This window comes from Pseudomonas sp. 25 R 14 (assembly GCF_900004755.1).
GTDB lineage: Bacteria > Pseudomonadota > Gammaproteobacteria > Pseudomonadales > Pseudomonadaceae > Aquipseudomonas > Aquipseudomonas brenneri.
In genome coordinates, this window is the sequence record NZ_CVTS01000049.1 from 31,036 (window position 1) to 44,085 (window position 13,050).

10 protein-coding genes are annotated in these 13,050 nt (G+C 61.6%); 5 read left to right on the plus strand and 5 right to left on the minus strand.

The genetic code is table 11. The features are described 5' to 3' along the window. Window positions 1-33 precede the first annotated feature (33 nt). The gene (gene glnK / locus BFQ03_RS16975; RefSeq protein WP_002555808.1) at window positions 34-372 is read right to left on the minus strand and encodes a P-II family nitrogen regulator; all 339 of its coding nucleotides are present in this window, start codon (window positions 370-372) and stop codon (window positions 34-36) included. 420 nt (window positions 373-792) lie between these two features. Here glnK and BFQ03_RS16980 point away from each other — a divergent pair, with 420 nt between their 5' ends. Next, window positions 793-1,053, plus strand: coding sequence for an accessory factor UbiK family protein (locus BFQ03_RS16980; protein ID WP_032856880.1), 261 nt, complete (start codon window positions 793-795; stop codon window positions 1,051-1,053). Window positions 1,054-1,261: 208 nt separating this feature from the next. Further along, window positions 1,262-2,758, plus strand: a complete 1,497-nt coding sequence (locus BFQ03_RS16985; RefSeq protein WP_065943605.1) for a YifB family Mg chelatase-like AAA ATPase — start codon at window positions 1,262-1,264, stop codon at window positions 2,756-2,758. Here the strand turns inward: BFQ03_RS16985 and BFQ03_RS16990 are convergent. Further along, the gene (locus BFQ03_RS16990; RefSeq protein ID WP_032856840.1) at window positions 2,755-3,339 is read right to left on the minus strand and encodes a TetR/AcrR family transcriptional regulator; all 585 of its coding nucleotides are present in this window, start codon (window positions 3,337-3,339) and stop codon (window positions 2,755-2,757) included. The genes BFQ03_RS16985 and BFQ03_RS16990 overlap by 4 nt on opposite strands. Window positions 3,340-3,452: 113 nt before the next feature. On the opposite strand from BFQ03_RS16990, the gene BFQ03_RS16995 reads away from it, so the two are divergent. Beyond that, complete coding sequence (locus BFQ03_RS16995; RefSeq protein WP_032856839.1) at window positions 3,453-4,364, plus strand: ABC transporter six-transmembrane domain-containing protein; 912 nt, start codon at window positions 3,453-3,455, stop codon at window positions 4,362-4,364. A gap of 6 nt (window positions 4,365-4,370) precedes the next feature. Here the strand turns inward: BFQ03_RS16995 and BFQ03_RS17000 are convergent, their stop codons facing one another. Beyond that, window positions 4,371-6,347 carry a methyl-accepting chemotaxis protein gene (locus BFQ03_RS17000; protein ID WP_065943606.1) on the minus strand — a complete coding sequence of 659 codons (1,977 nt, stop codon included), beginning with the start codon at window positions 6,345-6,347 and terminating at the stop codon, window positions 4,371-4,373. 190 nt (window positions 6,348-6,537) lie between these two features. Next, the gene (locus BFQ03_RS17005; RefSeq protein ID WP_065943607.1) at window positions 6,538-7,458 is read right to left on the minus strand and encodes a LysR substrate-binding domain-containing protein; all 921 of its coding nucleotides are present in this window, start codon (window positions 7,456-7,458) and stop codon (window positions 6,538-6,540) included. Window positions 7,459-7,610: 152 nt separating this feature from the next. Here BFQ03_RS17005 and BFQ03_RS17010 point away from each other — a divergent pair, with 152 nt between their 5' ends. Continuing rightward, window positions 7,611-9,005 carry a NorM family multidrug efflux MATE transporter gene (locus tag BFQ03_RS17010; RefSeq protein ID WP_065943608.1) on the plus strand — a complete coding sequence of 465 codons (1,395 nt, stop codon included), beginning with the start codon at window positions 7,611-7,613 and terminating at the stop codon, window positions 9,003-9,005. Window positions 9,006-9,071: 66 nt separating this feature from the next. Here BFQ03_RS17010 and BFQ03_RS17015 read toward each other — a convergent pair whose 3' ends face one another. Continuing rightward, a complete protein-coding gene (locus BFQ03_RS17015) occupies window positions 9,072-10,745 on the minus strand; it encodes a putative bifunctional diguanylate cyclase/phosphodiesterase (RefSeq protein WP_032856835.1) in 1,674 nt (557 codons plus the stop codon). 267 nt (window positions 10,746-11,012) lie between these two features. Between BFQ03_RS17015 and rep the strand changes: the two genes are divergently transcribed. After that, window positions 11,013-13,022, plus strand: coding sequence for a DNA helicase Rep (gene rep, locus BFQ03_RS17020; RefSeq protein WP_032856834.1), 2,010 nt, complete (start codon window positions 11,013-11,015; stop codon window positions 13,020-13,022). The last annotated feature ends 28 nt before the right edge of the window (window positions 13,023-13,050 follow it).

Sequence of the window (13,050 nt, forward strand, 5' to 3'; positions counted from 1 at the left end):
TTGTTTTCTCCTGGGGCGTTGGGGTTTGGCGGCTTAGATTGCGTCGGTATCGGTTTCGCCGGTACGGATGCGAATAGCCTGTTCCAGATTGACCACGAAGATCTTGCCGTCACCGATCTTGCCGGTGTTGGCCGCCTTGGTTATCGCCTCGATAACCCGATCAAGATCCTTGTCGTCAATGGCGACATCAATCTTCACCTTCGGCAGGAAATCGACTACGTATTCCGCGCCGCGATACAGCTCGGTATGACCCTTCTGCCGACCGAAGCCTTTGACCTCAGTGACGGTAATGCCCTGCACGCCGATCTCGGACAGTGACTCGCGTACATCGTCCAACTTGAACGGCTTGATGATGGCAGTGACTAGCTTCATGAAAACTCTCTCCCGAATTGGTGGACTTGCCCCAGGAAAACAAACCCGTCTCAAGTCTAAGCGCAGTGCCTGGCTTTGTAACGCATCGTCGCCTCGGCAATTGCCTTTGCGACGCCAGCTAACCGTTGGTGACGAAACATGTACCCTGGTCCGTCAGCGCACTGCATTCGTCACAGCGACTGCATCAGTGCATGGGTCATGATCGTCTAAGCAGAAACCTTGCCAGCTCCGTAAAAATCACTGAAATCAATCCGTTGCCGGCTTACGTCCACCCATGGGCCCGTGCAGCGGCCTGGATACGCACAAAAACAGTGCACCACCATTCAGGCCAATGCGCGAAAATCGTGCGCAGGGCACATGAAAAAGACTATAGGCACTGCGTGATACACTGCCGGCCAACTGTTTTCCGGAATGTTTCCCATGCTCGCGCCCAAAGACCTCCTCGACGCCCTGAGCGGCCACGCCTCTCGCCTGTTCAGCGGCGACACCCCGCTGCCCCGCAATGAAATCGAAAGCCAGTTCAAGGCCTTGCTGCAAAGCGGGTTCAGCAAACTGGACCTGGTCAGCCGCGAAGAATTCGACAGCCAGATGGTCGTCCTGGCCCGCACCCGTGCACGGCTGGAGAGCCTGGAAGCGAAGGTGGCGGAGCTGGAAGCACGGTTGAAGCCCAGCGAGCAATAACACGCCGCCCCTGTAGGAGCGAGCTTGCTCGCGAAAAACCTGAGAACGCCGCGTGCATCCAGAAGCCCCGCGTTATCGTTGACGTTTTTCGCGAGCAAGCTCGCTCCTACATGGATACGTTCTGTAAAACCTGCGCACGGCATCCTCCCCTCCCTCGTCTACCCTTGAAAAACCCGCAGGAAGCGGTCGCCCATTTCAAGGAACGAGCATGTCCCTCGCCATCGTCCACAGCCGCGCCCAGATCGGCGTCGAAGCCCCTGCCGTCACGGTCGAAGTGCATATGGCCAATGGCTTGCCGTCGCTGACGTTGGTGGGCCTGCCGGAGACCGCCGTCAAGGAAAGCAAGGACCGCGTGCGCAGCGCCATTCTCAACAGCGCGCTGCAGTACCCCGCACGCCGCATCACCCTCAACCTGGCGCCCGCCGACCTGCCCAAGGACGGCGGGCGGTTTGACTTGGCGATTGCCTTGGGGATTCTCGCGGCCAGTGTGCAGGTGCCAGCGCTGGAGCTGGATGACGTGGAGTGTCTTGGCGAACTGGCCCTGTCCGGCGAGGTGCGAGCGGTGAAAGGCGTATTACCGGCGGCCCTGGCTGCACGCAAGGCCGGGCGCACACTGATCGTGCCTCGGGCCAATGCCGAGGAGGCGTGCCTGGCCTCCGGGCTGAAGGTGATTGCAGTGGATCACCTGCTGCAAGTGGTGGCACACCTGAATGGGCTGGTGCCGATCGAACCTTACAAGTCCGACGGGTTGCTGTACCTGAACAAGCCGTACCCGGACCTGAGCGAGGTGCAGGGCCAACTTGCCGCCAAGCGCGCGCTGCTGATTGCCGCAGCCGGTGCCCACAACCTGCTGTTCAGCGGACCACCCGGCACCGGCAAGACCTTGCTCGCCAGCCGCCTGCCCGGCTTGCTGCCACCGCTGAGTGAACAGGAAGCCCTGGAGGTCGCCGCGATCCAGTCGGTGGTCAGCCTCGCTCCGTTGAGCCACTGGCCCCACCGGCCATTCCGTCAGCCGCACCATTCAGCATCCGGGCCGGCGCTGGTAGGTGGCGGTTCGAAACCCCAGCCTGGGGAAATCACCCTGGCCCATCACGGGGTGCTGTTTCTCGATGAATTGCCGGAGTTTGATCGCAAGGTACTTGAGGTGCTGCGCGAGCCGCTGGAGTCCGGGCATATCGTGATTTCCCGCGCCCGCGACCGCGTGAGTTTCCCAGCGCGATTTCAACTGGTAGCGGCAATGAACCCCTGCCCCTGCGGCTACCTGGGCGAACCCAGCGGGCGCTGTCGTTGCACGCCGGAGCAGATCCAGCGCTACCGCAACAAACTCTCCGGGCCGTTGCTGGACCGTATCGACCTGCACCTGACCGTCGCCCGGGAAAGCACCGCACTGAACCCGGCCAGGCAAACCGGCAATGACACGGCCAGCGCTTCAGCCCTTGTCGCCAGCGCCAGGGATCGCCAGCAACAACGCCAGGGTTGTGCAAATGCCTTCCTCGACCTGACGGGCCTGCGGCGCCACTGCCTGCTCTCGAAAGTCGATGAAGGCTGGCTGGAAACCGCCTGCGAGCGCCTGACCTTGTCGTTGCGCGCAGCTCATCGGCTACTCAAGGTCGCACGCACCCTGGCGGATCTGGAGCAGGCAGAAAGCATCACGCGCAATCATTTGGCCGAAGCGTTGCAGTACCGGCCGGCAGCCATGAATTAAAGCGGCCTGGGCAGATCCAGCAACAGCCCCGCAACTTCCATCACCTCCTCCAGCACGGCTTCTGCCGACTCAACAGAGGGTTTGAGCAACAGGTCATCGGTATAGCCCATCGTCACGGCAAAGATCTGGCGCGCAGCACGGCTGGACGAGTCGCAGCGGAACACCCCGGTGGCGATCCCCTGCTCGATCACTTCGGCGAGCATGGCTTGCCACTGGGCATTGATCAGCAGATACGCCTGGGCCAGTTCCGCGTCATGCATCGCTTCATCCCAGGCATCCAGCCAGAGTGCCCAGCCAGCATCGGCGGTGCATGGCAGGCAGCCGCGCAAGAAGCCCACCAGGGCCTCAAGCGGCGGTGCATCCGCCAACGGCGCGCGCACTTCGTCCAGTTGCTCATTGGCAAAACGGATGAATGCTTCACGGCGCAGTTCTTTCCAGTCGCTGAAGTAGTGATACACGTGGCTGCGGGATAATCCGGCATGCTCCGCCAGGTCGCGGGTGGAGACATCGGCAAAACCCTTGCTGCGAAACAGCTCCAGGGCAGCAGCAATGATCTGGTCTTTACGGTCGATACGCGACATGGGCAATTCCTTACGGGCACCGGCAGATAAGCGGCGCTTGCTTTTTGAGCGACTGCTCAAGGATACTTGAGCGGTCGCTCAATAGTAGCGCCTATTACTCCTTTGGTGCACCCATGCCATCCGTAACGCCAAACATCCTGATCGAAGAAAGCAAGAAAATCGGCCAGCAATCCGCCAGCCAAACCCTCAAGGCAATCGCCAAGGCCTATCCCGGCAAGCTGTTCTGCACGCTGTCACTGGTCGCGCTGGAGAACGCATTGCTGCTGGCCTATCCCCTGTTTGCCGGTTTTGCGGTGGACTCGATCCTGCGCGGCGATGCCGGCAGTGCGTTGTTCTATGCGGCGGTGGTGATGGCTTTCTGGGTAGTCGGTGCCGCACGCCGGGCCCTGGATACCCGCACCTTCACCCGGATCTACGCCGATCTTGCCGTACCGGTGATTCTCAATCAGCGCCTGCAAAATCACAGCACGTCAAAGGCCGCCGCGCGGGTGGTGCTGGCGCGGGACTTTGTCGACTTCTTCGAAAAACATGTGCCAATTATTGCAACGGCCTTGGTGTCCATCGTCGGTGCAGCCGTGATGTTATTGGTGATTGAACCTTGGGTTGGCCTGGCTTGCTTTGCCGCGCTGGCGATATGCATCACCCTGCTGCCGCGCTTTGCCCGTCGTAACGAGCAACTGCACGAACGGTTGAACAACCGCCTGGAGAAGGAGATCGGCCTGGTAGAGAAAGTCGGCGCCCAAACCCTTCGACGCCATTATCAACTGCTGTCGCGCCTGCGGATCTGGCTGTCGGACCGCGAGGCCGCTGCCTACCTGTTCATCGGCGCGTTGGCCGCGCTGCTGTTTATCGTCGCGATCAGCCAACTGGCCTTGTCGCCGGCGGTCAAGGCCGGCCATATCTATGCAGTGATGACCTATCTGTGGACCTTTGTCAGCAGCCTCGACGAAGCGCCAGGGATGGTTGATCAACTGGCGCGGCTCAAGGACATCGGCAAACGGGTGGACCCGGGGCTGGGGGACTGATCAGCCTTAGCGGAACCGATCCACTTCCTGGCGCAACCCTGCCGCCAGGGTCTCCAGTTCCCTGGCGGTAACGGCCAGGTTCGACACCACTTCACGCTGTTCGCTGTTGGCCAGGGCGATGCTCTGCAGGTTGCTGCTGAGCAGGGTTGCGGTGCTGCTCTGCTCCTGGGTGGCGGTGGTGATCGCGGCAAACTGCTGGCCGGCCGAGCGGCTTTGTTCGTCAATGCGCGCCAGGGCCGACGCGACGTCGGCATTGCGCGACAGGCCTTCCTGCATCAGCACATTGCCCTGCTCCATGGTGCTGATGGCATTGCCGGTTTCCTGCTGGATGCTCTGGATCATCCCGGAAATTTCATCGGTGGCCTGACGGGTACGCGACGCCAGGTTGCGCACTTCATCGGCGACCACCGCAAACCCACGCCCTTGCTCCCCGGCCCTTGCCGCCTCGATGGCGGCGTTGAGCGCCAGCAGGTTGGTCTGGTCGGCAATCGAGGTGATCACCCCGACGATGCCGCCGATTTCCTGGGAGCGCTGGCCCAGGGTATTGATCACCGTGGCCGTGCTGTTAAGTGCCGTGGCGATATGTTCCAGGGACGACGACGCCTCCTGCATCGAATCACGCCCGATGCGGGTCTGCTGCGCATTTTCCTGGGCCAGGCGTTCGGTATTGCCCATGTTGTCGGCGATGTTCAACGAGGTCGCGCTGAACTCTTCCACCGCGCCGGCCATGCTGGTGATCTCGCCGGACTGCTGCTCCATGCCTTCATAGGCCCCACCCGAAAGGCCCGACAGCGCCTGGGCACGGCTATTGACCTCCTCGGCCGCCTTGCGGATATGCGAGACCATGGTCGACAGGGCCTCGCCCATCTGGTTGAAACTGCGCGCCAGTTGACCGATTTCGTCATGGCTGGACACATTCAGCCGCGCACTCAGATCACCCGCGCCCAGGGCCTCGGCCTGGCGCACCAGATCGCCCAGGGGCTGCAGTTTGCTGCGCAGCAACCAGACCGCAGCACCCACGGCCAGCAGCATCGCCAACACACTGCCGATTACCAGGCGGATGCCCACTGCCCAGGTCACGGCACGAATCTCGGCCTTGGGCATGCTCGCCACTACCGACCACGGGCCGCCGTCAAACGGCACTGCAACGCTGTAGAAGTCTTCACTCTGGTCGCTCCAGAAACGCCCCTGGCCAGGCTTTTGCGCCAACTCCAGGATCACGGGAACCGCCTGCTCCAACGCCTGCACACCGGCAGGCGGCACCAGCCAGTGTTTTTGCTCGTCCAGCAGCGCCAGCGAGCCGGTCTGGCCAATGCGGAAACGCTTGAGGTTGGCGAACTGGGCGTTCTGCGCATCGGTGTAGTCAAAGCCGATAAACAACACCGCGATCACCTTGCCGCTGGCATCGCGTACCGGGCTGTACTGGGTCATGTAGGAACGTTCGAACAGCACCGCGCGGCCAATGTAGCTCTGCCCGGCGAGCAGACGCTGGTAGGCCGGCCCCTGGCGATCCAGCACCGTGCCGATGGCGCGGTTACCGTCCTGTTTGGTCAGGGAGGTGCTGATGCGGATGAAATCTTCGCCACTGCGCACAAACACCGTGGCCACGCCGCCGGACATCTGCTTGAACTCATCGACGTCGTCGAAGTTGTTGTTCAGCGCTTCATCGCCCAGGTACAGGCTCGGGGTCTGCACCCCGGCCACGTTCACCCTCTGCTCGGGACGTACGCTCAAGCCGGCGCCGAAGCGCTTTTCAAACAGCCCGCTCAAACGCTGGGTGCTTTCGCGCAAGGTGCTGTGGAAGGTATTGAGTTGGTCGGCGAGCAAACGCGCTTCGCTGGCCAGGTGTTCTTCGCGGGTCTGCAGGTTGGCCGAATCGAGGGAGCGCAGGGCAAACACGGTGCTGCCGCTGATCACGACAGCCAATATGACCGCCAGGGCAAGGCCCAGTTGCGAAGCTATGCGGGCGCGGGGTTGAGACATGACAGCTCCTGGCCGAGGCCGGATCATCCTGATCTCATAGCGCTAATCGGCGAATTTCTTGAAATAGGGGGCACGCTGGGCCGCGGCGTATTGGCGGCTCCGACACCCCTTACTTCGGCGGCCTGGATCAATACTTGAGCAAATCACAGGGGTATCACCCAAACACATTGTTTGCGGGCGCTGCATCGATTCAGTCGAGTTGCTCGACTGCCGGCAATTCCATGGCCCGAACCTCGCTTTGCAGGAAGTCCGACAACCGGCGCAGACGCTCACCGCCGGGGCGAGTCTTCGGCCAGACCAGGTAATAGCCTTCGCCGCTGGCCACTGCGGTCGGCCACGGCAGGCTCAAGCGTCCCTGGGCGACATCTTCGGCCACCATCAGCAGATCGCCCATGGACACACCATAGCCCCGGGCAGCGGCAATCATGCCCAACTCCAGCGTATCGAACACCTGCCCGCCCTTGATCGCCACCCGTGCGGCCAATCCCGTGCGTTGCAGCCAACGCCGCCAGTCACGGCGATCCGGCGTGGGGTGCAGCAGTTCAGCGCTGGCCAGGCGCTCCACATCCCAGGGGCCATCGTTGAGCAAATTCGGGGCGCCTACCGGGATCAGCAACTCGGGAAACAGGTAACTGGCCTCCCAGTCCGCAGGAAAATGCCCATCGCTGAGCAGGACCGCGCAGTCGAACGGCTCCTGATTGAAGTCCACTTCATCGATGCTCATCCACGCGCTGGTCAACTGCACCTCATTACCAGGCTGTAGGTGCCGGAAGCGACTCAACCGCGCCAGCAACCAACGCATGGTCAAGGTGGACGGGGCCTTCATGCGCAGGATGTCATCTTCGGCATTCAAGGTATGGCAGGCGCGCTCCAGGGCGGCAAACCCTTCACGCACGCCCGGCAGCAGCAGGCGTGCCGACTCGGTGAGCTGCAAGGTGCGCCCGCTGCGCTGGAACAGGCGACAGGCGAAGTGCTCTTCCAGGGTGCGGATATGCCGGCTGACCGCACTTTGGGTAATTGACAACTCCTCGGCCGCGCGGGTGAAGGAGTTGTGCCGGGAGGCAGCTTCAAATGCGCGCAAGGCATACAGCGGAGGAAGACGGCGAGACATGAGGAAAACTCCGACGGCACGATCCCGAAACCCTACCAGAATCATCCTTGCATGAGTTTTAATCATGCGAACGATCGCATTTATCCCTTTGTGCAAAGCGCTGAGAGCGCCGAGAATCAACCCTTGCACCCCTTCCTGAATTATTGAGCGTGATGATCATGCAGCATCCGGCGCGTACCGAACTCTGGGCCATTCTGCGGCTGTCAGGGCCGTTGATTGCCTCACAGTTGGCGCACATGCTGATGGTGCTGACCGACACCCTGATGATGGCCCGCCTGAGCCCCGAAGCCCTGGCCGGCGGCGGGCTGGGTGCGGCGAGCTATTCGTTTGTGTCGATCTTTTGCATCGGCGTGATTGCCGCCGTGGGCACCCTGGTCGCTATTCGCCAGGGCGCCGGTGACATCGAAGGAGCCACCCGCCTGACCCAGGCCGGGCTCTGGCTGGCCTGGCTGATGGCGCTGGTAGCCGGCTTGCTGCTGTGGAACCTCAAGCCAGTGCTGCTGCTGTTCGGCCAGACCGAAACCAACGTGCAGTCGGCCGGCCAGTTCCTGATGATCCTGCCGTTCGCCCTGCCCGGCTACCTGACGTTCATGGCCCTGCGCGGCTTCACCAGCGCCATCGGCAAAGCCACGCCGGTAATGGTGATCAGCCTGTGCGGCACGGTGATCAACTACCTGCTCAACCATGCATTGATCGAAGGCATGTTCGGCCTGCCCAAGCTGGGCCTGATGGGCATTGGCCTGGTCACCGCGATTGTCGCCAACTGCATGGCCCTGGCGCTGTTGTGGTACATCAAATACAACCGTGCCTACGCGGCCTATCCACTGGGCAAGGGCCTGCTGCGGCCCAACCTGCACTATTTGCGCGAGCTGTGGCGCCTGGGCCTGCCGATTGGCGGCACCTATGCGGTGGAAGTCGGGTTGTTCGCCTTCGCTGCGCTGTGCATGGGCACCATGGGCAGTACGCAGTTGGCTGCGCATCAGATCGCCCTGCAAATCGTCTCGGTGGCGTTCATGGTGCCGGCGGGCATGTCCTATGCCGTGACCATGCGCATCGGCTTGCACTACGGCGGCGGTCAGTTACTCGACGCACGGCTGGCCGGGCGGGTCGGGATTACCTTTGGCGCGACGGTAATGTTGGGGTTCGCCATGGTGTTCTGGCTGTTCTCGGACCCGCTGATCGGCCTGTTCCTGGACCATGACGACCCAGCCTTTGCCCAGGTGATCAGCCTGGCCGTCAGCCTGTTGGCCGTGGCTGCGTGGTTCGAGCTGTTCGATGGCGTGCAGACCATCGCCATGGGCTGCATTCGTGGGCTCAAGGATGCCAAGACCACTTTCCTCGTCGGCCTGGGTTGCTACTGGTTGATTGGCGCACCGGCGGCCTGGTTGATGGCGTTTACCCTGGACTGGGGACCGACTGGCGTATGGTGGGGCTTGGCCCTGGGCCTGGCCTGTGCGGCGATTACCCTGACGTGGGCGTTTGAAAGAAAGATGAAGCGGATGATTGCCCAGGAACCGCAAATCGACACGGCCCCACAGCCGAACTGAAGCATGGACTCGGTCAATGTGGGAGCTGGCTTGCCTGCTCCCACATTTTTGATTGGGTTTACAGGGTTAGATCACCTCACCCAACAACGCCTGCTGGCTGCTGCCAAACGTCAGATACTCCACCAACTCCGGCAACGGCAATGGCTTGCTGATCAGGTAACCCTGGGCCTGGTCACAACCAAACAGCCGCAACAACGCCAGTTGCTCAGGGGTTTCCACGCCTTCGGCCACCACTTCCAGGTTGAGGTTGTGGGCCAGGTTGATCATCGCATGCACCAGCTTGCGGTTTTCCTCGCGCTCCTCCATGCCGCCGACAAAGCTCTTGTCGATCTTGAGCAAGGCAATCGGCAAGCTGTTGAGGTGGACGAACGAGGAGAATCCGGTGCCGAAGTCATCCAGGGAAAAACGCACACCCAGGCGGCCCAAGGCATCCATGGTCTGCTTGACCAGATCGCTGCGGCGCATCACGGCGGTTTCGGTAAGCTCGAATTCCAGCCATTGCGCCTCCACCCCACGCTCGGCAATCAGCCGGCTCAAGGTCGACAGCAACTGACTGTCCTGAAACTGGCGAAACGACAGGTTGACCGCCATGTGCAGCGCCGGCAGGCCGCGTTCGCGCAGGTCCTGCATATCGCGCAGGGCACGGGAAATCACCCAGTAGCCCAACGGCACGATCAGGCCGCTCTGCTCGGCCAGGGGCACGAACTCGCTCGGCGGCAACAGGCCGCGCTCGCCATGGCGCCAGCGCACCAGGGCTTCGAGGCCGACGATATGCCCATCGTCCAGGTCCAGGCGCGGTTGGTAATGCAGCTCCAGTTCGTCTCGGCGCAGCGCCCGGCGCAGTTCGCTTTCCAGGTCGGCAAGGCTACGGGCATTGCGGTTGATACGCTCGTTGAAGATATGAAAGGTGCAGCCCTGGGTGCTCTTGGCTTGCTGCATGGCGATATGCGCGTGCCACATCAACGGGTCGGCGCCAGCCTTGGCGCGGGCGTGGGCCACACCGAGGCTGCAACCGATCAGCAGGCTCTCGCCGTCGACCCAGTAAGGTTCGGCCATGGCCTCGGTGATCCGTTCGGCCATCCACTCGGCGCGTTGCGGCGCGCGGCGGGTGTCGATCAGCAAGGCGAATTCGTCACTGCCCAGGCGCGCCAGTTGGTCGCCGGCTTCCAGTTGGCTCTTGAGCCGCGAGACCACTTGCAGGATCAGCCGGTCGCCCGCCTGGTGGCCAAGGGCATCGTTGGCGTGGCGAAAGTTGTCCAGGTCCAGGTGACCAAGGGCCAGGCCCCGCCCGTCGTTTTCCGCCAGGCGTGCGGCCAGCAGGGTCTGGAACCCCTGGCGATTGGCGATGCCGGTCAGCGGATCTTGTTCGGCCAGGCGTTGCAGGGTGTTTTCCAGCAAGCCGCGCTCGCGCACATGGCGCAGGCAGCGGCGCACCGTATCGACATCAAACGCACCGAGGATCAGCCAGTCACTGGCGCCCAGCGGCGCAACCAGCGGCTCCTGCTCCAGCAGCAAGACGGTCGGCAGGCTGCAACGGCCCGGGCCGGGTTGCAGGCTGGGGGTGGTCAGCAAGACGGCCGTGCGGTCGTCATCGAACAGGCTGCTCACCGACTCCCAGTTTGGCGCACTGATCAGCACTGCCCCGTCGCCCATCGGCGCCAGGCACTCGCGCAACAACGCTGCCCACGTAGGCGTATCGGCCAATAGCAGCAAACGCAAGGGTTCGACAGGCGTAGACAAGCTAGCTCCCTAGACTGTGCAAGATTTCGTTGGCGGCGGGCATTATGACGTGCAGCCTGATAATCACCAATGATATTGGTTATCAAATACGCGCAGTGCGGCTCTAGATCGAACGATAGACCCAAAAACCCCGCACATCCTGCGTCAAAGTAACAAAAGCGGCAAATTTAGATCGAGTGGTACGTCACACTGTCGTTCAGAGGCAGCAGAATCTTGCCAGCCTGTTAAAATGCCCGCCCTTTTGAACAATGACTCCCAAAATTCCGTATGTCCCGACTCAATCCCCGGCAGCAAGAAGCCGTGAACTACGTCGGCGGCCCTCTATTGGTGCTCGCCGGTGCTGGCTCCGGCAAAACCAGCGTGATCACCCGCAAGATCGCGCACTTGATCCAGAACTGTGGCATCCGTGCCCAGTACATCGTCGCCATGACCTTTACCAACAAGGCCGCGCGCGAGATGAAAGAGCGCGTCGGCACCCTGCTCAAGGGTGGCGAAGGCCGTGGCCTCACCGTGTGTACCTTCCACAACCTGGGGCTGAACATCATCCGCAAGGAGCATGCGCGGCTGGGCTACAAGCCGGGCTTCTCGATCTTTGACGAGACCGATGTCAAGGCCCTGATGACCGACATCATGCAGAAGGAATACGCGGGCGACGACGGCGTCGACGAGATCAAGAACATGATCGGCGCCTGGAAAAACGACCTGATCCTGCCCCCCGAAGCCCTGGAAAACGCACGCAACCCCAAGGAACAGACCGCCGCTATCGTCTACACCCACTACCAGCGCACGCTCAAGGCGTTCAATGCGGTGGACTTCGACGACTTGATCCTGCAGCCGGTCAAGCTGTTCCAGGAACACGCCGACATCCTCGAAAAGTGGCAGAACAAGGTGCGCTACCTGCTGGTGGACGAATACCAGGACACCAACGCCAGCCAGTATTTGCTGGTGAAGTTGCTGATCGGTACGCGCAACCAGTTCACCGTGGTGGGCGACGACGACCAGTCGATCTACGCCTGGCGCGGTGCGCGCCCGGAAAACCTGATGCTGCTCAAGGTCGACTACCCGTCCTTGAAAGTGGTGATGCTGGAGCAGAACTACCGCTCCACCAGTCGTATCCTGCGTTGCGCCAACGTGCTGATCTCCAATAACCCCCACGAGTTTGAGAAACAACTGTGGAGTGAGATGGGCCATGGCGACGAAATCCGCGTGATCCGCTGCCGCAACGAAGATGCCGAAGCCGAGCGCGTGGCCGTCGAGTTGCTGACCTTGCACCTGCGCACCGACCGCCCCTACAGCGACTTCGCCATCCTGTATCGCGGCAACTACCAGGCCAAGCTGATCGAGCTGAAATTGCAGCACCACCAGATTCCGTATCGCCTGTCGGGCGGCAACAGCTTTTTCGGACGCCAGGAAGTAAAGGATCTGATGGCCTACTTCCGGTTGATCGTGAACCCGGACGATGACAACGCCTTCCTGCGTGTGATCAACGTGCCGCGCCGGGAAATCGGCTCCACGACCCTGGAAAAACTCGGCAACTACGCCACCGAACGCAAGATCTCGATGTACGCCGCCACCGACGAAATCGGCCTGGGCGAGCACCTGGACACGCGCTTCACCGATCGCCTGTCGCGCTTCAAGCGCTTTATGGACAAGGTGCGCGAGCAGTGCGCCGGCGAAGACCCGATCAGCGCCCTGCGCAGCATGGTCATGGACATCGACTATGAAAACTGGCTGCGCACCAACAGCTCCAGCGACAAGGCCGCGGATTACCGCATGGGCAACGTCTGGTTCCTGATCGAAGCGTTGAAGAACACCCTGGAAAAAGACGAAGACGGCGAAATGACCGTCGAAGACGCGATCGGCAAGCTGGTCCTGCGCGACATGCTTGAACGTCAGCAGGAAGAAGAAGATGGCGCCGAAGGCGTGCAGATGATGACCTTGCATGCGTCCAAGGGACTGGAATTCCCCTATGTGTTCATCATGGGCATGGAAGAGGAAATCCTCCCACACCGCTCCAGTATCGAAGCCGACACCATTGAAGAAGAACGGCGCCTGGCCTACGTAGGCATTACCCGCGCGCGCCAGACCCTGGCCTTCACCTTTGCGGCCAAGCGCAAGCAATACGGCGAGATCATCGACTGCGCCCCGAGCCGCTTCCTCGATGAACTACCACCGGACGATTTGGCCTGGGAAGGCAACGACGACACCCCGACTGAAGTCAAGGCGGTACGCGGCAACACCGCCCTGGCAGATATACGCGCGATGCTAAAGCGCTAGAATCGACTACTTTTTAATCTACTTTCGG

Excerpts from the sequence above, each read along its gene's own strand:
- rep (WP_032856834.1), top strand. The coding sequence starts at position 11,013 with ATGTCCCGACTCAATCCCCGGCAGCAAGAAGCCGTGAACTACGTCGGC.
- BFQ03_RS17000 (WP_065943606.1), bottom strand. The coding sequence starts at position 6,347 with ATGTCTCAACCCCGCGCCCGCATAGCTTCGCAACTGGGCCTTGCCCTG.
- BFQ03_RS16980 (WP_032856880.1), top strand. The coding sequence starts at position 793 with ATGCTCGCGCCCAAAGACCTCCTCGACGCCCTGAGCGGCCACGCCTCT.
- glnK (WP_002555808.1), bottom strand. The coding sequence starts at position 372 with ATGAAGCTAGTCACTGCCATCATCAAGCCGTTCAAGTTGGACGATGTA.
- BFQ03_RS17005 (WP_065943607.1), bottom strand. The coding sequence starts at position 7,458 with ATGTCTCGCCGTCTTCCTCCGCTGTATGCCTTGCGCGCATTTGAAGCT.
- BFQ03_RS17010 (WP_065943608.1), top strand. The coding sequence starts at position 7,611 with ATGATCATGCAGCATCCGGCGCGTACCGAACTCTGGGCCATTCTGCGG.
- BFQ03_RS16985 (WP_065943605.1), top strand. The coding sequence starts at position 1,262 with ATGTCCCTCGCCATCGTCCACAGCCGCGCCCAGATCGGCGTCGAAGCC.
- BFQ03_RS16995 (WP_032856839.1), top strand. The coding sequence starts at position 3,453 with ATGCCATCCGTAACGCCAAACATCCTGATCGAAGAAAGCAAGAAAATC.
- BFQ03_RS16990 (WP_032856840.1), bottom strand. The coding sequence starts at position 3,339 with ATGTCGCGTATCGACCGTAAAGACCAGATCATTGCTGCTGCCCTGGAG.